This is a genomic window from Marinithermus hydrothermalis DSM 14884, from assembly GCF_000195335.1.
Classification (GTDB): Bacteria; Deinococcota; Deinococci; order Deinococcales; family Marinithermaceae; genus Marinithermus; species Marinithermus hydrothermalis.
The window spans coordinates 521,478-539,115 of sequence record NC_015387.1 but is presented as its reverse complement, the minus strand read 5'-3'; the positions used below and the strand labels follow the sequence as shown (position 1 = coordinate 539,115).

At 69.8% G+C, this 17,638-nt stretch carries 18 protein-coding genes; 14 read left to right on the top strand and 4 right to left on the bottom strand.

Features of this window, described 5'->3' with window-relative positions:
- Window positions 1–24 precede the first annotated feature (24 nt).
- The 8 genes from purC to MARKY_RS02855 are packed head-to-tail and all read left to right on the top strand — an operon-like array spanning window position 25 to window position 6,913.
- Complete coding sequence (purC, locus tag MARKY_RS02890) at window positions 25–750, top strand: phosphoribosylaminoimidazolesuccinocarboxamide synthase (protein WP_013703369.1); 726 nt, start codon at window positions 25–27, stop codon at window positions 748–750.
- A gap of 19 nt (window positions 751–769) precedes the next feature.
- Complete coding sequence (purS, locus tag MARKY_RS02885; protein ID WP_013703368.1) at window positions 770–1,024, top strand: phosphoribosylformylglycinamidine synthase subunit PurS; 255 nt, start codon at window positions 770–772, stop codon at window positions 1,022–1,024.
- A complete protein-coding gene (gene purQ, locus MARKY_RS02880) occupies window positions 1,021–1,716 on the top strand; it encodes a phosphoribosylformylglycinamidine synthase subunit PurQ (RefSeq protein WP_013703367.1) in 696 nt (231 codons plus the stop codon). The genes purS and purQ overlap by 4 nt, the downstream gene beginning before the upstream one ends.
- Complete coding sequence (locus tag MARKY_RS02875; protein WP_013703366.1) at window positions 1,713–2,447, top strand: HAD family hydrolase; 735 nt, start codon at window positions 1,713–1,715, stop codon at window positions 2,445–2,447. Before purQ ends, MARKY_RS02875 begins: the two co-directional genes overlap by 4 nt.
- Window positions 2,448–2,463: 16 nt before the next feature.
- On the top strand, window positions 2,464–4,680 hold the full coding sequence (purL, locus tag MARKY_RS02870) for a phosphoribosylformylglycinamidine synthase subunit PurL (protein WP_041658240.1): 2,217 nt from the start codon (window positions 2,464–2,466) through the stop codon (window positions 4,678–4,680).
- 5 nt (window positions 4,681–4,685) lie between these two features.
- Window positions 4,686–6,104: an amidophosphoribosyltransferase gene (gene purF, locus MARKY_RS02865; RefSeq protein ID WP_013703364.1), complete on the top strand. Its 1,419-nt coding sequence runs from the start codon at window positions 4,686–4,688 to the stop codon at window positions 6,102–6,104.
- A gap of 58 nt (window positions 6,105–6,162) precedes the next feature.
- Complete coding sequence (locus MARKY_RS02860) at window positions 6,163–6,504, top strand: DUF427 domain-containing protein (protein WP_013703363.1); 342 nt, start codon at window positions 6,163–6,165, stop codon at window positions 6,502–6,504.
- 4 nt (window positions 6,505–6,508) lie between these two features.
- On the top strand, window positions 6,509–6,913 hold the full coding sequence (locus MARKY_RS02855; protein WP_013703362.1) for a HEPN domain-containing protein: 405 nt from the start codon (window positions 6,509–6,511) through the stop codon (window positions 6,911–6,913).
- On the opposite strand, the gene MARKY_RS02850 is transcribed toward MARKY_RS02855, so the two are convergent.
- Window positions 6,868–7,749, bottom strand: coding sequence for an acyltransferase (locus tag MARKY_RS02850; protein ID WP_013703361.1), 882 nt, complete (start codon window positions 7,747–7,749; stop codon window positions 6,868–6,870). The genes MARKY_RS02855 and MARKY_RS02850 overlap by 46 nt on opposite strands.
- 75 nt (window positions 7,750–7,824) lie before the next feature.
- Window positions 7,825–8,724, bottom strand: a complete 900-nt coding sequence (era, locus tag MARKY_RS02845; RefSeq protein WP_013703360.1) for a GTPase Era — start codon at window positions 8,722–8,724, stop codon at window positions 7,825–7,827.
- 76 nt (window positions 8,725–8,800) lie between these two features.
- Here era and dprA point away from each other — a divergent pair, with 76 nt between their 5' ends.
- The 6 genes from dprA (at window position 8,801) to MARKY_RS02815 (ending at window position 14,551) form a co-directional block, all read left to right on the top strand.
- Window positions 8,801–9,817, top strand: coding sequence for a DNA-processing protein DprA (gene dprA, locus MARKY_RS02840; protein ID WP_041657787.1), 1,017 nt, complete (start codon window positions 8,801–8,803; stop codon window positions 9,815–9,817).
- 33 nt (window positions 9,818–9,850) lie between these two features.
- On the top strand, window positions 9,851–10,855 hold the full coding sequence (gene ispH, locus MARKY_RS02835; RefSeq protein WP_041657786.1) for a 4-hydroxy-3-methylbut-2-enyl diphosphate reductase: 1,005 nt from the start codon (window positions 9,851–9,853) through the stop codon (window positions 10,853–10,855).
- 10 nt (window positions 10,856–10,865) lie between these two features.
- Window positions 10,866–11,885 (top strand): tRNA dihydrouridine(20/20a) synthase DusA, encoded by a 1,020-nt coding sequence (dusA, locus tag MARKY_RS02830; RefSeq protein WP_013703357.1) that lies wholly within the window; start codon window positions 10,866–10,868, stop codon window positions 11,883–11,885.
- 67 nt (window positions 11,886–11,952) lie between these two features.
- Window positions 11,953–12,609, top strand: coding sequence for a response regulator transcription factor (locus MARKY_RS02825; RefSeq protein WP_013703356.1), 657 nt, complete (start codon window positions 11,953–11,955; stop codon window positions 12,607–12,609).
- Between the two features lie 3 nt (window positions 12,610–12,612).
- Entirely contained in the window at window positions 12,613–13,902 is a 1,290-nt protein-coding gene (locus tag MARKY_RS02820; protein WP_013703355.1) for a HAMP domain-containing sensor histidine kinase, read from the top strand.
- 187 nt (window positions 13,903–14,089) lie between these two features.
- Window positions 14,090–14,551 carry a hypothetical protein gene (locus MARKY_RS02815; RefSeq protein ID WP_052297147.1) on the top strand — a complete coding sequence of 154 codons (462 nt, stop codon included), beginning with the start codon at window positions 14,090–14,092 and terminating at the stop codon, window positions 14,549–14,551.
- A gap of 2 nt (window positions 14,552–14,553) precedes the next feature.
- Here MARKY_RS02815 and MARKY_RS02810 read toward each other — a convergent pair whose 3' ends face one another.
- Both MARKY_RS02810 and MARKY_RS02805 read right to left on the bottom strand, forming a co-directional pair.
- Window positions 14,554–17,046, bottom strand: coding sequence for a heavy metal translocating P-type ATPase (locus MARKY_RS02810; protein ID WP_013703353.1), 2,493 nt, complete (start codon window positions 17,044–17,046; stop codon window positions 14,554–14,556).
- A gap of 146 nt (window positions 17,047–17,192) precedes the next feature.
- Complete coding sequence (locus tag MARKY_RS02805) at window positions 17,193–17,600, bottom strand: heavy metal-responsive transcriptional regulator (protein ID WP_013703352.1); 408 nt, start codon at window positions 17,598–17,600, stop codon at window positions 17,193–17,195.
- Window positions 17,601–17,638: the final 38 nt, after the last annotated feature.

Here is a 17,638-nt window from a genome sequence, read left to right as displayed (position 1 = left end):
CGGCTCGAAGGTGCTTGGGGACTGATGATGGAGACGAAGCTCTACGAAGGTAAGGCGAAGATCATTTATCCCGGCCCTGAAGCGGACACCGTGCGCGTGTACTTCAAGGACGACGCGACCGCGTTCAACGGCGCCAAGAGGGGCACGATCCAAGGCAAAGGCGCGGTGAACAACCAGGTGTCCGCGGCGCTGTTCGCGTACCTCGAGGCCCACGGGGTGCGCACGCACTTCGTGCGCCAACTCGGGGAGCGCGAGATGCTGGTGCGGCGGGTGGAGATCGTGCCGCTCGAGGTCATCGTGCGCTACCGCGCCGCGGGCTCGTTCTCCAAGCGGTACGGGATCGAGGAAGGCACGCCCCTCCGGACGCCTTTGGTGGAGTTCTGCCTCAAGAACGACGCCCTGAACGACCCCCCCATCTCCGGGGAGGCCGCCGTCGCGCTGGGCCTCGCCACCCCAAAGGAGGTGGAGACCCTGCGGCGCGAGGCGCTTAGGGTCGGGGCGCTGCTCAAGGACCTGTTCGCGCGGCAAGGGCTCGAGCTCGTGGACTTCAAGCTCGAGTTCGGCCGCACCTCCGACGGCGCGCTCGTCCTCGCGGACGAGATCAGCCCGGACACCGTGCGGCTGTGGGAGGTCGGCACCGGCGAACGAATGGACAAGGACCGGTTTCGCCGCGACCTGGGCGGCGTGGAGGAAGCGTACCAGGAGGTCTTGAAGCGCGTCCGGGCGGCCACCCAGGCCGAGCCCCAGTAGAACGGGAAGGAGTTTGGAGATGACCTACCACGCGACGATCCTGGTGGAGCTTAAGGAAGGGATTCTCGACCCCCAAGGCCGGGCTTTGGAAGGCGTGCTCAACCGGCTCGGGTTCAACGCGCGGAACATCCAGGTGGGCAAGGTGATCGAGCTCGAGCTCGACGCTTCCTCAGAGGAGGAGGCCCGCCAGCAGGTGGAGCGGATGGCCTCGACGATCACCAACCCGGTGATGGAGGTCTTCACCTACCAGCTCAAAGCGGTGGAGGTAGCGTGAAGGTCGCGGTCGTGCAGTTCCCCGGTTCGAACTGCGATCGGGACAAGGTCTGGGCCTTGGAACGGGCGGGGGTGAAGGCCGAGCTCGTCTGGCACACCGAGACCGACCTCTCGGGCTTCGAGGCGGTCGTCCTGCCCGGGGGGTTTTCGTACGGGGATTACCTGCGCTCCGGCGCGCTCGCGAAGTTCTCCCCCGTGATGCAAGAGGTGCGCCGTCTCGCCGAGCGGGGGCACCCCGTGATCGGGATCTGCAACGGCTTCCAGGTCCTGACCGAGGCGGGGCTGCTGCCGGGCGCGCTCCTCGCGAACACCTGCCTGCACTTCGTGTGCAAGGAGGTCTTCCTGCGCGTCGAACGCACCGACACCCCCTTCACCCACCTCTACCAAGCGGGCGAGGTGCTCCGCATCCCGATCGCGCACGGGGACGGCCGGTACTACGCGGACCCCGAGACCCTCGCGCGGCTCGAGGACCAGGGCCAGGTGGTCTTCCGCTACGCGGGGCCCAACGGGGAGCTGGGGGAGGCCCACAACCCCAACGGCAGCCTGAACCACATCGCGGGCATCGTGAACGAGCGCGGCAACGTGCTGGGAATGATGCCGCACCCGGAACGTGCGGTCGAAGCGGCCCTAGGCTCGGAGGACGGCTCGAGGCTCTTTCAAGCGCTGCGCATGAGTTTGGAGGTTGTGGGATGAAGGCCATCACCTTCGATTTTTGGGGGACGCTGTTCGTCGAAAGCCCGGAGTTTCCCGCGCGGGTCATGCCCAAGCGGTACGAGATCCTGCTGGACGCGGCCTCCGAGGCGGGCGTTCCCGCGGATGAGGGTCAGGTGCGTGAAGCCTACCGCCAGGCCGCGTTGGCCTTCGAGGAGGCCTGGCAGGCCGGCGAGGTCATGACCACCTACGACCGGGTCACGCACATCTTCAAGCTCCTCGGCGTTCCCCACGACCAGGGGCTCATCGCCATGACCGCGCGCCGGCTCGAGGAGACCGCCCTCGCGGGCGAACTCCAGCCCCTGCCCGGCGTGCTGGAGGCGATCCCCCAGCTCGCGAAGCGCTACCCGCTCGCCATCGTCTCCGACACGGGGCTTACCCCCGGCCGGGTGCTGCGCGAGCACCTGAAGCGGCACGGGCTGGACCGGTACTTCCAGGCCTACTCCTTCTCGGATGAGACCGGGAGCGTCAAACCCAGCCGCGAGGCCTTCGACGCGGCCCTCGCGGCGCTCGGGGTCGAAGCCAAGGACGCCCTGCACATCGGGGACATCCCCCGCACCGACATCTCCGGCGCCTTCCAGGCGGGCTACCCCTGGGCGGTGCTCTACACGGGGCACGCCCGGCGCAACGGCGGCCCCGAACCCACGGCCCGCGTTCAGAACCACCTCGAGCTCGTCGAGCTCTTGCCGAAACTCACCAAGGTCGCGCGCTAAGAGGACCCGTATGGCGATGGAAGAAACGCTCAACCCCTGGCTGGAAGAGGTCGGCATTCCCCTAGAGGAGTACCGCGAGATCGTACGGCTGTTGGGGCGCGCCCCGAACCGGCTCGAGCTCCACCTCTTCAAGGTGATGTGGTCGGAGCACTGCGCCTACAAGAACTCCCGCCCCCTCCTCAAGCGCCTGCCCACCGAAGGGCCGCACGTGCTGCAAGGGCCGGGCGAGAACGCCGGCGTGGTGCGGATCGGGGACGGGTGGGCGGTCGCCTTCAAGATCGAGTCGCACAACCACCCCTCCGCGGTCGAGCCCTTCCAGGGCGCTGCGACCGGCGTGGGCGGCATCCTGCGCGATGTGTTCGCCATGGGCGCGCGGCCCATCGCCGTGCTGGACGCCCTCCGCTTCGGCCAGCTCGAGGGCGACGCGGCCGCCGCCCGCCGCACCCGCTACCTCCTCTCCGGGGTGGTCTCGGGCATCGCGCACTACGGGAACTGCGTCGGCGTGCCCACGGTGGGCGGCGACGTGTACTTCCACCCCAGCTACCAGGAGAACCCCCTGGTGAACGCGATGTGCGTGGGGCTGTTGCGCGAGGAGGACCTCAAGAAAAGCCGGGCCTCCCTCGGGCGGCCCGTGTACTACGCTGGAGCCAAGACCGGCCGCGACGGGATCGGCGGGGCGGCCTTCGCCTCCGAGGAGCTCGAGGAGGACAACGAGGCCAAGCGCCCCAGCGTCCAGGTCGGCGACCCCTTTATGGAGAAGCTCCTTTTAGAGGCAACCCTCGAGGCCATCCAGCGGGACCTGGTCGAGGGCGTGCAGGACATGGGCGCGGCGGGGCTGACCTCGAGCCTCGCGGAGATGGCGCGCAACTCGGGGCTCGGGATCGAGCTCGACGTCCGCAAGGTGCCGCGGCGCGAGGCGGGCATGACGCCTTTGGAAGTCATGCTCTCCGAGTCGCAGGAGCGCATGGTGCTCGTGCCGCGGGAGGGCAAGGAGGCGGAGCTCGAGGCCCTCTTTGCCCGGTACGAGCTGGACGCCGTTCCGGTGGGCCGCACGATCGCGGAGCCGGTCTTCCGCATCAAGGACGGGGAGGAGGTCGTGGCCGAGGTGCCGGTCCAGGCGCTCGCCGAGGCCCCCACCTACGTGCGGGTCGGCCGGGAGGACCCCGAGATCCGGAAGCGGCGCGAGACGGACGTCTCCCGCGTGCCCATCCCCGCGGACCTCGAGGCCACCCTGGTGCGGATGCTCCAGAGCCCCAACCTGGCCTCGCGCCGCCCCATCTACGAACGGTACGACCACCAGGTCGGCACGAACACCGTGCTCGTCCCGGGCAAGGGGGACGCGGCGATCCTGCGCGTCAAGGGCACGAACAAAGCCATCGCGGTCAAGGTGGACGCGAACCCCCGCTACAGCCTCCTCGCGCCCCGGCTTGGCGCGATGCACGCCCTCGCGGAGGCGTGCCGCAACGTGAGCGTGGTAGGGGCCACGCCCCTCGCGTACACGGACGGCCTCAACTGTGGGAACCCCGAGACCCCCGAAGGGTACTACGAACTCGCGGAGACGATCGAGGGGCTGCGCGAGGCCTCGCTCGCCCTCGGGGTGCCGGTGGTGAGCGGCAACGTCTCCCTCTACAACGAGGGCCCCACCTACCGCATCCCCCCCACCCCGATGGTGGGCGTGGTGGGGGTGCTGGAGGACCTCGAGCGTCGCGCGGAGATGGGCTTTAAAACCCCTGGCGAGGTCATCGTGCTGCTGGGCGAGAACACCGAGGAGCTCGGCGCGAGCGAGTACCTCTGGCGCGTGCACGGCCTGGAGGCCGGACGCCCACCCCGGCTGGACCTCGAGCGCGAACGCGCCGTTCAAGCCGCGATCCGCGAGCTGATCCAGCGGGGCTGGGTCCAGACCGCGCACGACGTCGCGGACGGTGGGCTGCTCGTCGCCCTGGCGGAGATGACCTTCCCCTACGGCTTCGGCGCGACCGTCGAGCTGCGGGACGAGCTGCGGCCCGACGCCCTCCTGTTTGGTGAGGCCGCGAGCCGCGTCCTCTTCACGGTGGACAAGCTGCACCTGCAGGACGTGACGGCCTGGCTCGAGGCCGAGGGCCTGCCCCACCACGTGCTCGGCGAGGTGGGCGGGGCGCGCCTCGAGGTCCTCCTTCCAAGCGCGCGGCTCTCTTGGGACGTAACCGAGCTGCGCGAGGCGTGGGAGCAGCCGCTCCGTGAGATCCTGGGGTGAGGCGCGTGGACGAGTTCAACCTTGATAAACCCCGCGAAGAGTGCGGCGTGCTGGGCGTCTGGAGCCCGGAGCCCGTGGACGTGGCGGGCCTGCTGCACCTGGGGCTGTTCGCCCTGCAACATCGGGGGCAGGAGGCCGCTGGCATCGTGGTGAGCGACGGGAAGGAGGTGCGGCTCGAGAAGGACCTGGGGCTGGTCAGTCAGGTCTTCACCCCCGAGCGGCTCGCGAAACTCCAGCTCGAGGGGGCCCGGCTGGGGATCGGGCACGTGCGGTACTCCACCACCGGCTCGAACCTGCGCTTTAACGCCCAGCCGCTCACGGTGCGCTCGAGCAAGGGCATCCTGGCCATCGCGCACAACGGGAACTTCGTGAACGCCTTGGAGATCCGGCAACGCCTGCTGAGCGAGGGGGCGGTATTCCAGACCACGGGGGACACCGAGGTCATGATCAACCTGATCGCCCGCTACAGCCAGCTCAGCCTGGTGGAGGCCACCGCGCGCGCGATGCGGGAGCTTAAGGGCGGGTTCTCCATCACCTTGATGAACCGGCAGACCCTCCTGGCGTTCCGCGACGCGAACGGCGTGCGCCCTTTGGTGATCGGGCGGCTGGAGAACGGCGGGTACGTGTTCGCCTCCGAGCCGGTGGTCTTCCCCCTGATCGGGGCGCAGTTCGTGCGCGACGTGCGGCCGGGAGAGCTGGTGTGGGTCTCTACCGAGACCGGCGAGCTGGAAAGCCGGCAGGTCCTGGAGCCCGCCCCCACCCCTTGCGCCTTCGAGTGGATCTACTTCGCCCGTTCGGACGCGACGCTGGACGGGATCGACGTGCACGCGGCCCGCATCCGGCTGGGCGAGGAGCTGGCGCGCGAAGCCCCCGTCGAAGCGGACGTGGTCGTGCCCGTGCCGGATTCGGGGATCGGGGCCGCGATCGGGTACAGCCGCGCCTCCGGGATTCCCTTCGATTACGGGCTTTACAAGAACCCGTACGCGGGCCGGACCTTCATCCAGCCCACGCAAGAGGCCCGGGCCTTAAAGGTCAAGCTGAAGCTCGCCGCGACCTCCGCGGTGCGGGGCAAGCGCGTGGTGCTGGTGGACGACTCGATCGTGCGCGGCACCACCTCGGGCCGCATCGTGCGGATGCTGAAGGAGGCCGGCGCCCGGGAGGTGCACGTGCGGATCTCCTCCCCCCCGATCCGCTACCCGTGCTACTACGGGATCGACACCGCGGCCCGCAAGCAACTCATCGCCGCGACGCACTCCGTCGAGGAAATCCGGGCGTACATTGGGGCGGACTCCCTCGCGTTCCTCAGCGAGCCGGGCGTGAAACGCGCGATCGGCGGCCCGGTCTGCCTCGCCTGCTTCAACGGCCTCTACCCGGCGGGCCAGCCCGACGGGGAGCTCGAGAAGCTCGCCCTAGAGGACACCTGAGCCGAGAAAACGTCAACCGCCACACGCCCCCGGCGCGCTGCGCGGGTACAGTAAAGGCATGAAGCGCCTCCGCGTGGAACCCGCAGCGCGCCGGGTAACGGTTCGGTTTAACGGTACGGTCGTGGCGGACTCCACCCATGCGCTGGTCCTCCACGAGACCGGCCTGCCGCCGGTCTATTACCTCCCGCCGCGCGACGTGCGCATGGAGTACCTCACCCCCACGGACCACCAAACCCGCTGCCCCTACAAGGGCCTCGCCCGCTACTGGACGGTCCGCGTGGGGGACCACACCGCGGAGAACGCGGCTTGGAGCTACCCGGAGCCCGACCAGCCCGACGCGCAGCCCATCGCGGGGTATTTGGCCTTCTACCCGGACCGGCTCGAGGTCACGGTCGCCTGAGACCATGCCCCTCGAGCTGCGCCACGAAGCCTGGCGGCGGGCCGAGGAGGACCTCCAGGCGGCCCGGCTCCTCCTCGGGCACAGCCCGCGCGCTAGCCTGAGCCGGGCGTACTACGCGATGCACTGGGCGCTGGTGGCGTACTACCTCGAGGCCGGGCGCAGCTTCCCGCACCGCAAGGCCCTGCTCCGCACCTTCAGCGAGGAGGCCGAGGGCACGGACCTCGCGGCCTGGGCCCGCCGGGTGCGCCAGGCCGAGCGCTTGCGGGAACGCGCCGATTACGACCTGAGCCGAGCGACCTCCCGCAAGACCGCGCGGGAGGTCGTGATCTGGGCGCAGGAACTCATCCGGGCCTTGCGGTCCCGTCAGGCCTCGCGCGTGCCGAACCCCGGCGGCAGGAAGTCCGGGTAGTCGGGGTTGGGCTTGCGGTCCGGGAGTTTCGGCACCTCGTCCGAGGGGTGAGGTGCCTCCGCGCGGCAGTAGGGGCAGTCGTGCCGCACCTTGTAGCGCCGGGGGCGCGCCGGGATACCCAGCGCGATCGCGTGCGGGGGCACGTCCCGGGTCACGACCGCGCCGGTCCCTACCATCGCGTCGTCCCCGATCCGCACCCCGGCGAGGACCGTGGCGTGGTAGGTAATGCGCACGCCGTTCCCGATGATGGTCTGCTTCAAGGTCACGTCCGGGGAGGCCAGGACGTGGTGGGTGTGGCTGTAGATGTTCGCGTAGTCCGAGATCGAAGCGCCGTCCCCGATCACGATCCCGCCGATATCATCCAGCAGGACGTGCCGGTGCACCACCACGTCGTCCCCGAGCTCGAGGTTGTACCCCACGCTGAACTCCACGTTCTGGAAGAACTTGGGGTTTTTGCCCACGCGCTTAAAGATAAAGGGCGCGAGCGCCCGGCGGATCCGCACCCCCGAGTGGATGGACTGCCCTAGGGGCGTGAGGTCGAGCGTCTTCCACAGCCAAAGGAGCGGCTTGACGCGCGCGAACTTCTCGGGGTCGGTCGCCGCGTAGTACTCCGCCTCGAAGGTGACGTTCCGCGGGTCCAGCGCTAAGGCTGCCAGGGGCGCCGTTTCCTTAAGTTCCTCGTAGGGCCGGGCATAGAGCACCTCGCTCAGGATCTCCGCCACCAGGGCGTTCCGGTCGGTCGCGGGGTCCGCGAGGCGCTCGGTGAGTTCACCCAGCCAGCGCTCGAGCCACTCGTCGGCCTCCGGAGTGATGGATTTGGGTAGTAGCCAGGGCATGCCTCCTCCGTTAGCTAACCCTACAGCGTAGGGGACGCAGTATATGTAGTGAAGTTCATGATGGGGGTTTGCCCGTTACTCGTACCCGAGCTCGCGGAGCGCCTCGGGGTCCTTGCGCCAGTTCGGGTACACCCGCACCTCGAGGTCCAGGTAGACCTTGCGGTTCAGGAAGACCTCGAGCTGCTTGCGCGCCGCCCGCCCGATCTCCTTGAGCATGCGGCCCTGCTTGCCGATCACGATCGCCTTGTGCCCCTCGCGCTCCACGTAAAGGACGGCCTGGATGTACACCACCCCGTTCGGCCGTTCCTCGAAGGTCTCCACCTTGACCGCGACCGCGTACGGGACCTCCTCCCGGAGGCGCTTCATCGCCTCCTCTCGCACGATCTCCGCGGCCCACTGTTCGGGCGGCTGGTCGCTGCGCGTGAAGGTGTCCGGGTAGAAGAAGGGCCCCTCGGGCAAAAGAGCCAGGATCTCCGCGCGGAGGTTGGCCACGTCGCGCTCGTCCAAGGCGGAGAGCGTTCGCACCTCCTCGATCTGGGGCAGGAGGGCGCGGTAGGCCTCGAGGGCCTCGTCCGGGTACTTAGCCGCGTCCACCTTGTTCCCCACGAGGAGGATCGGCACCCGCCCCACGAGCGGCTCGAGGGCCCGCGCGACGAGGCGGTCCTCGTCGGTGGGGGGGTGGCGCAGGTCCACCAGCCACAGGATCAGGTTCACGTCCGCGAGGGCCTCGTACACCTGCTCGTTGATGTACTCCCCGAGCGCGTCCGCTGGCTTGTGCAGGCCGGGCGTGTCCACGAACACGATCTGCCGGTTGCCTTCGGTGTAGATGCCGCGCACCGTCTTGCGAGTGGTTTGGGGCTTGGGGGTGATGGGGGCGACCTTGACCCCCAGCATCGTGTTGAGCAGGGTGGACTTGCCCACGTTGGGTTTGCCCACGATCGCCACGAACCCCGAGTAGGTCTTCGCGTTCGTCATCGACTCAGTATAGCCGCAACCTCCGGCCCGGTTCACCCGAACCGTTCCCGCGGGCACCTCCTTTTATACTCATGATGTGGACTGGCTCTCCCTGGCCTTAACCCCTGGCGTTGGCCCGGCGCGGTTCATGCGGGCTTTTCAGGAGGGGGCGGCCTCCCCGGAGCGCGTCCGGGCGGTGCTGGGCCCCCGGATCGCCGCGGCGTACGCCGAAACCCTGGCCGACGGCGTCGCCGAGCGCGCTCGAGCCCAGGCGGCAGCCCACGGCGCGCGGATCCTGGGGTTGTGGGAGGCGGACTACCCCGAGGCGCTGCGCCACCTTACGGACCCGCCGCTCGTGCTGTACGTGCGGGGGGCGTTGCCCCCCTACGAGCAAAGCGTCGCGATCGTGGGAACCCGCCGAGCCTCCCCCTGGGCCAAGGCCTGGACGCGCCGAACCGCCCGCGCCCTGGCCGAGGCCGGCGTGGCGGTCATCTCCGGCCTCGCGCGCGGCATCGACACCGAAGCCCACGCGGGGGCCCTCGAGGGCGGCGGACTCACCGTGGGGGTCCTGGGCAGCGGGCTGGACCGCATCTACCCCCGGGAGAACCAGGCGCTCGCCGAGCGCGTCACGCTCGTGAGCGAGCTGCCCTTCGGCGAACCCCCCCGGCCCGAGTACTTCCCCCGTCGTAACCGCGTGGTCGCCGCCCTGGCCCGGGCCGTGCTCGTGGTGGAGGCTCCTCCAAAGTCCGGGGCGCTCATCACCGCCGCGCTGGCCCTCGAGCTCGGCCGGGAGGTGCTCGCCGTGCCCGGCCGCCCCACCGACCCCGGCGCGGCCGGCCCCAACCGGCTGATCCAGGAAGGCGCGGGGCTCGTCACGAACGCGGCAGAGGTCCTCGAAGCCCTGAACCTCGCTCCAACCCCCGCGCTCCGGCCCGAGCTTACCGAGGCGGAGGCCCGGCTGTACGCGGCACTGCGCGCGGCGGGCGAAGCCCTACCGGACGAGCTGGCGGAAGAGCTACAGCTCACGGCCGGCGAGGTGCTCGCGGGCCTCGCGGCCCTCGAGCTCAAGGGCCTCGCCCAGGCGCTGCCGGGCGGGCGGTACGCCGCCGTGTAGCGCCCGCCCGGCCCAGAGGGTAGAATGAGCCCCATGGTCGAGCGGGTCTACCTGGCCAAACCGCGGGGGTTTTGTGCCGGGGTGGTGATGGCCATCCAGGCGGTGGAGAAGGCCGCGCGGGAGCTTAAAGACCAGGGAGAGCTGGTGGTCTACCACTCTATCGTGCACAACGACGTGGTGGTGCGCCGCCTGCGCGAGGCGTACGGCGTGCATTTCGTGGAGGACCTCAAGGAGATCGAGGCGCTGCGCAAGGAGCGCCGCCTAGCCGATACCGTGGTGTTCTCCGCGCACGGCATCCCTCCCACGGTGCGCCGGCAGGCCGCGGAGATGGGGCTGTGGCAGATCGACGCGACCTGCCCCCTCGTCACCAAGGTGCACTCCGAGGCCAAGCGCTACGCGCGCGAAGGGTACTGGATCCTCCTGATCGGCGACTCCGCCGACCACCAGGAGGTCAAGGGCACGATGGGCGAAGCGCCGGACCGCACGATCCTGGTCGCGGTGCACACCCACGTGGGCAAGGACCCCCGCCTCGCGGACCCCCGCACCGTGAAGGTCCCGGACCCCGACCGGGTGGTCGTCCTCACGCAGACCACCCTCAGCGTGGACGACACCCTCGAGACGATCGCGATCCTGCGCGAGCGCTTCCCCAAGCTCGTCGTGCCGAGCCGGGACGACCTGTGCTACGCCACCAAAAACCGCCAGGACGCCGTGAAACGCATCGCGCCGCACGTGGATTTCTTCCTGGTCCTGACCAGCAACTACTCCTCGAACGGGATGCGCCTCCTCGAGCTCGCTCGGAACCTGGTGGGCCGCGCGGAACGGATCGATACCGCGCAGGACCTCCGCCCCGAGTGGTTTGCGGGCGTGCGCACGGTCGGGATCACCTCCGCTGCCTCCACCCCGGACGACCTGGTGCAGGAGGTGGTCGCGTACTTCCGCGCGCAAAACCCGAACCTCGAGGTGATCGAGGAAGGCGAGTGGGAGCAGATCGAGTTCCGCGAGCCGAAGCGGAAGGCGCCCGAAGAGGTGCGCGTGTAACGCCTGCGCCATGCCGCACGCACCGCCTCCCAACCCGCACACCCTGTCCATCGCCCCGATGATGGACTGGACCGACCGGCACTTCCGCTACCTGATGCGCCAGGTTAGCCGGAAGGTCCGGCTCTACACGGAGATGGTCGTGGACCGCGCCCTGATCCACGGGGACCGCGCTCGGCTGTTGGCCTTCCACCCTGAGGAGCATCCCCTCGCGCTTCAGATCGGCTCGAGTGACCCCGACCTGGCCTTTGAGGCCGCCCGGATCGGGGTCGCGTGGGGGTACGACGAGATCAACCTGAACGTGGGGTGCCCTTCAAACCGCGTGCAGGAGGGCGGGTTCGGCGCGTGTTTGATGGCGGACCCCGAGCGGGTGCGGGAAATCACCCGGGCGATGCGCGAGGCCGCGCCCGTGGTCACGGTCAAGCACCGCATCGGCATCGACCACCTCGACGAGTACCGTCACCTGGCCCGCTTCGTGGAGACTGTGGCCGAGACCGGGGTCACGGTCTTCATCGTGCACGCCCGCAAGGCCTGGCTCCAGGGCCTCTCCCCCAAGGAAAACCGCGCGGTGCCCCCCCTGCGCTACGGGGAGGTGTACCGGCTCAAGCAGGACTTCCCCGAACTCACGATCGTTCTAAATGGCGGTGTGCGCACGCTCGACGCCGCCATGGCGCACCTCGAGCACACGGACGGCGTCATGATCGGCCGCGCCGCGTACGAGACCCCGTGGGCGTGGGCCGGAGCGGACCAGCAGGTCTTCGGCCTGGACCGCGCCCCCAGCCGGCGCGAGGTGGTGATGGCGATGCTGCCCTACATCGAGGCGCGCCTCATGGAGGGCGTGCCTTTACGGCGCATCGCCCGCCACCTGCTGAACCTCTTCAAGGGCGCGCCCGGCGGACGCCGCTTCCGGCGCGTGCTCTCGGAAGGCCTGCTGGACCCCACCGCGGGCCCCGAGCTCGTGCAGCGCGCCCTCGAGGCCATCCCGGACGCTGTGTTGGATGAACGGCCGGGGAAGGCCGTCGCCGCGCGTTAACCCCCCGTTTACCGCCTGCGGCTACCCTCGAGGCCAAGGCGCGGCCGCGTCCAGGAAGGAGAAGGGCATGCGGATCCTGCTCGTAGAGGACGAACCCACGGTCGCCGAGCCCCTCCGCGCCCTCCTCACCCGCGAAGGGTACGCGGTCACCTGGGCCCCGGACCTCGAGGCGGCCTGGCGAGCCCTGACGGACGGCGAGCCCGACCTCGCGATCCTCGACGTGATGCTCCCCGAGGACGAGAACGGCGGCTTCGTCTTCGCCCAACAGTTACGCGAGGCGGGGTACCAGGGCCCCATCCTGTTCCTCACCGCCCGGGACGCCCTCGAGGACCGCGTGGCGGGGCTCGACCTCGGCGGGGACGATTACCTCGTGAAGCCCTTCGCCCTCCGCGAGCTGCTAGCCCGCGTACGGGCGTTGCTGCGCCGCGAAGCGCAAACCAAGCAGTCCCGGCTCGTGCGGGGCCCCCTCGAGGTGGACCTCGCCGCCCGCCGCGTGCGCTACGACGGGCGATCGGTCGTCCTCACCGAGAAGGAGTTCGCGCTGCTCGAGCACTTCGCGCTCTACCCGGAGAAAACCTTCACCGTCGAGGAGCTCTTGGAGCGGTGCTTCCCGGGCACGACCTCCGGGCCGCGCATCGTGCGGGTGTACGTGCACCGCCTCCGCCAGAAGCTGGCCCCGCAGGTGATCGAGACCGTACCGGGAGGGTACCGGCTAGGGGTGTGACCCATGAACCTGCGCACGCGGTTGTTCCTCGGCATGACCGCCGCCATGCTCCTCGCCGTGGGAGTGCAGACGGGGGCCGGGTACCTCTCCTTCAAGCGGACGCTGAGCGACGCCCTGACGCAGGACCTCGAGCGCTTCGCGCAGGACACGGCTCGAGCCATCGACCTGGAGGGCCTTAGGCCCGCGTGGCGTCCCGACCGGGTGCCGGAGCTCTACGGTCGCTGGAGCAATGGCCGGGCCCGGCTCACCAAGGACGGACGGGTGTACCTGGTGTATGGCGGGCGCTTCCCCGAAGCCGCGCCGGACTGGGCCCGGTACACCCTCTCCCTCACGAACGGGTACCGCCTCGAGGTCGCGCTCGAGGCCCTCGAGGTCCGCCGCGCCCTCGGGGAGTACCTGCGCACCAGCCTGTGGGTCCTGCCCCTCACCCTCCTTCTCGCTCTTTTCCTCGCGGCGCTGCTCGCGCGCTACCTGATGCGCCCCATCCGGGGATTGACCCGCGCCATGGAGCAGCTCTCCCGCCAGCGCTTTCCCGAACCCGTGCCCCCACCGCCCGGGAACGATGAGCTTCGGCACCTCGCCGAGAGCTTCAACCGCATGACCCAAGCCCTTCAAGCCTTCATCGAACGCGAGCGGGCCTTCACCCGGTACGCCTCGCACGAGCTCCGCACCCCCCTCACCACCCTGAGCGCCCAGGTCGAGGCCCTCGAGCTGGGCCTACTGCCCCCCGAGCGGGTGATCCCCACCCTCAAATCCACCCTGGAGCGCATGGAGCGCATTTTGAGCAGCCTGCTAGCTCTCACCCGCACCGCCCCACCCCGGCTCGAGCCCCTCTCCGCGTGGGCGTTGGTCGAGCGGACGCTCGCGGCCCTGCCCCCACCGGCGCGCGCCCGCGTCCGCTCAACCCCGCCCCTCGCCCCCCTCGCCCTACTCGGCGAACCCCACCTCGTCCAGCAAGCCCTAGGTAACCTGCTGGACAACGCCCTGAAGTACGCGCCGGGGCCGGTGGACTGCACCCTCGACGCGAACACCACGGAGGTCACGATCACAGTTCGCGACTACGGGCCGGGCGTCGCCCCGGAGATGCTGGAGCGGATCACCGAACCATTCTTCCGCGCTCACCGCGGCACAGACGGGCTGGGGCTGGGGCTTGCACTGGTACAGCACATCGCGCGCTCGCTCGGAGGTCGGCTCGAGCTCAGGCGCGCCGAGCCCGGCCTCGAGGCCCGGCTGGTGCTGCCGCGCGCCAAGGGCACGGCGCGGGAAGTGGAGGCGCGACGTGCGGAGGCTTAGCGGGCTCTGGCTCTTTATCGTTATGGGGAGCGCGCTGGCCACGCCCACCCCCCCGGTGCCCGAGCGCCCCCCACCGGCGCCGACCGCGCCCGCCCCACCCACTCCACCAGCCCCACCGGTCGCCCCCACCCCGGAACCTGAGCCTGCCCCCTCTCCCGAACCCGAACCTCCGGAACGGGCACGCGAGGTGCAAAGCCTGGTGGCACGGGTCACGGTGAATGACGGCCGTACGCTGCTGCTCGGCAGCACGCGGGTGGAGGGCGACGCCCCGTGGCTTTCGCTTGCAGCCCCGGGGATGCTCATTCAGGCCGAGGGATACTGGCGCGGCCGGGTGTTCGTAGCCCAGCAAGTCCAGGTCCTCGAGCCGCCGGATTGGGCGTACTACCGGGGGCCGGCCGTCCTGGTGCGCGCGGGCTCGAGCGGCGACGTGGAGGCCTGGCTGAGCGAGGGGGGTCTGTTCGCGGTACAGTCCGCGCCCGAAGCCGGTGGCCTGGTGCGGGTCGTCGCCTTCTTCGACGGCGTCAGGCTCCGGTTCGTGCCCGAGGCGCTGCCCCCACCCCCCCAGGGCCTCGCGCGGGGCTGGCTCGAGCTGATCGGGCACTTCGACGGCGAGCGCGTGCGGTGGCAAGAGGCACGCCCCTTCCCCTAGGCTCACGCTTCCACCGGGTACCCCATCGCGCGCATCCGGGCGCGGAGGTCTTCTTCGGAACAGCGGTCCGCGCGGTAGGTCACCGTGACCCGTTTCGCGGTCGCGTCCCCCTCCACGGCCTCAACGCCCTCCATGGCCAGGAGGGCCTTGGCAATACGGCGGATGCACCGCTCGCACCCGATCGCCCTCGAGGTGAGTGTCACCCGCGTTACAGAAGGGGCCGCGGCAGGCCGTAGCCCGAGGTGCTGAACACGGGAGAGGAGCCGACCGCCGAAGGAGTTCAGGAGGACCGCGCTGACGCTGGCCACCATAGCGATCATGGCCCAGACGGGGTGCACGAGCCCCGTGGCCGCCGCGGGTACCCCCACCCCGTTGAAGCTGAAGGCCAGCGCGAGGTTCTGCACGGTCTTGCGGTACGCGTTCCGGCCGATCTCGTAGGCCTCGATCACGCCCCAAAGCCGTTCGCCGGTCAGGATCACGTCAGCGGACTCGATGGCGATGTCGGTCCCCGCGCCGATCGCGATCCCCACGTCGGCCTGCATGAGCGCTGGAGCGTCGTTGATCCCGTCCCCCACGAAGGCCACCCGCACCCCTTGTCGCTGCAGGGCCCGCACCCGTTCGGCCTTCTGATCGGGCAGCACCTCGGCCAGGACCTCTTCGATCCCCACGGCCCGCGCGACGGCCTCGGCGGTGCGGCGGTGATCCCCGGTGATCATGATGGGGTCCAGCCCCAACACCTTCAGCCGCTGCACGGTCTTATGGGCGTCTGCCTTCAGGGTGTCGGCGATCGCGAGGAGGCCGAGCACCTCGAGGCGCCCCCCGGCCTCCGTACCTACCAGGATGACCGTCTTGGCCTCGTTCTGAAAGCGCTCGAGGTCCCGCGCCACCGCGTTCAGCTCCGCGCCAAGCTCCTGGAAGTACGCAGGGCTGCCGACGTGCACCGCCCGTCCTTCGACGACCGCCCGCGCCCCCTTCCCGACGATCGCCTCGAAGGCGGCGGCGAGTCTAGGCTCCACGCCCTTTGCACGTGCATGGGCCACGACCGCTTGGGCCAAGGGGTGCTCGGAGGCATCCTCCACGCTGGCCGCCAGGCCCAGGAGTGTATCTTCCATCACACCGTAGGCGCACACATCGGTCACCTCGGGCCTGCCCTTGGTGAGCGTTCCGGTCTTGTCGAACACGACCTTCTGGACCACGTTCAGGGCGTGGAAGGCCTCGGCCGAACGCATCAGGATGCCCCGTTCGGCGGCCAACCCCCCGCCCCGAATCATCGCGAGGGGGGTTGCCATGCCCAGGGCGCAGGGGTACCCCATCACGAAGACCGCGAGGGTCGCGAAGATCGCGCGGGGCACGTCCGGCTGCCCGGTCACGACCCAGGCCCCGAGCGTCCAGACCGCAAACCCCAGGAGCGCCATTCCCAGCACGCCGGGCACGTAGTACTTCAGAACCACATCCACGAGCTGGAGGATCCCGGGCTTCATGGCCCGGGCTTCCTCGATGTACCGGGCCACGCGGCGCAGGAAGCTCTCCTCCCCGACCCGGGTCACCTCGATGAGCAGGCTGCCCGTCTGGTTGATCGAGCCGCCCACCACCTCATCCCCCGGCCTTTTCTCCACCGGGATCGCCTCCCCCGTGACCAGGCTCTCGTTCACACCGGAGCGCCCCTCGAGGACCCGGCCGTCCACCGGGATCGCCTCCCCCGGCCGCACCCGCACCCGGTCCCCCACGCGCACCTCATCCACTGGGAGTAGGACCACCCTCCCGTTCCGGACGACCCGTGCCGTGTCAGGCTGGAGGGAGAGCAGCTTCTCCACCGCGCGCGAGGCCCGTACGCGCACCAAAAGCGAGGTGTACTCCGAAAGGATGTGGTAGGTGGTCACGAAGGTCGCCACGCCAAAGAAATCCGCCGCGGGGAAGCGTAGCGCCTCAACGCCGTAAAACCGCCCCACGAGACCCAGCACCCCCCCCACCAGACCCGAGAGCGCCCCGAGCTCCAGGAGAACGTGTTGGTTCAGAATACCCCGCACAAGCGAGTAGAACGCCTTACGAAGGATGTACCCCCCCACCCCGAAGACGGTCGCTACCGCAAACGCCGGCATCGCCACGAGCATCACGGGCTCTAGGAGGGGGGCGGGCACCGCGCGTAACCACGCCAAAAGCATCAACAGCGCGCTCGCTCCGGTGAAAACCGCCGCCCAATGCAGCTTGCGTTGGGCGCGCACCAGTTCCTGCTGCTGCTCCTCGTACGCTTTAACCTTATCGGGGTCGCGCACCGTGTACCCTAGGCGCACAAGCAGGGCCTCGAGGGCCTCGGGCTGCACCGCGTCCGGTGCGTAGCGCAGCAGGACCTCCTCGTGCGCCAGGCTGACGTGCACCTCGAGCACGCCCGGCGTGCGGGCGTACGCTTTGCGGATCGTCTCGGTACAGAACGAGCAGGACATCCCCCCGACCTTGAACCGGAGGGTCTCGACTCGCTCAGGCGTTCGCGCGGCCATCCGCCACCCCCAATCCCCGAACCACGAGGCACAGGCGCGCTCCAGGAATTCGTCGAAGTGCGTTGATGGGCTGCACTCGTTCCATCATGTAGGGTCGCCTCCCTTAAGGCGACCCTACACCTTCCCCTCAGCGGGAAGGTCAAGCCCTACCCAGCCGTCCGCTCGAGGATCGCGCAGACCACAGCCTGCTCCCGGCCGCGCCTCGAGGCGGCCCTCCGCAAGCGGCGCAGCTCCGCGCGGAAGGCCAGGAGCGCCCGGATCTCAGCCTCCACCTCCGCGATCTTCCGGTCCAAAAGCGCACGCACCCGGTCGCACGGCGGCGTGCCGGCCTCCCAAAGCGTAAGCACCTCGCGGATCTCCGAGAGCGTCAACCCGCTGGCCTTGGCCTTCTGCACGAAGCGCAGGCGCTCGAGGTCGGCCTCCCCATACACGCGGTACCCTGCGGGCGTCCGCCGGGGCGGGGGCAGCAGCCCGATCGCCTCGTAGTAGCGGATCGCCTTGGGGCTCAAGCCCAGCGCCCTGGCCACCTCACCGATCCGGGGTTCGCGCCGCATACCGCCTCCTTCCTACCCAGTCTACCCCCGTCGTCGCC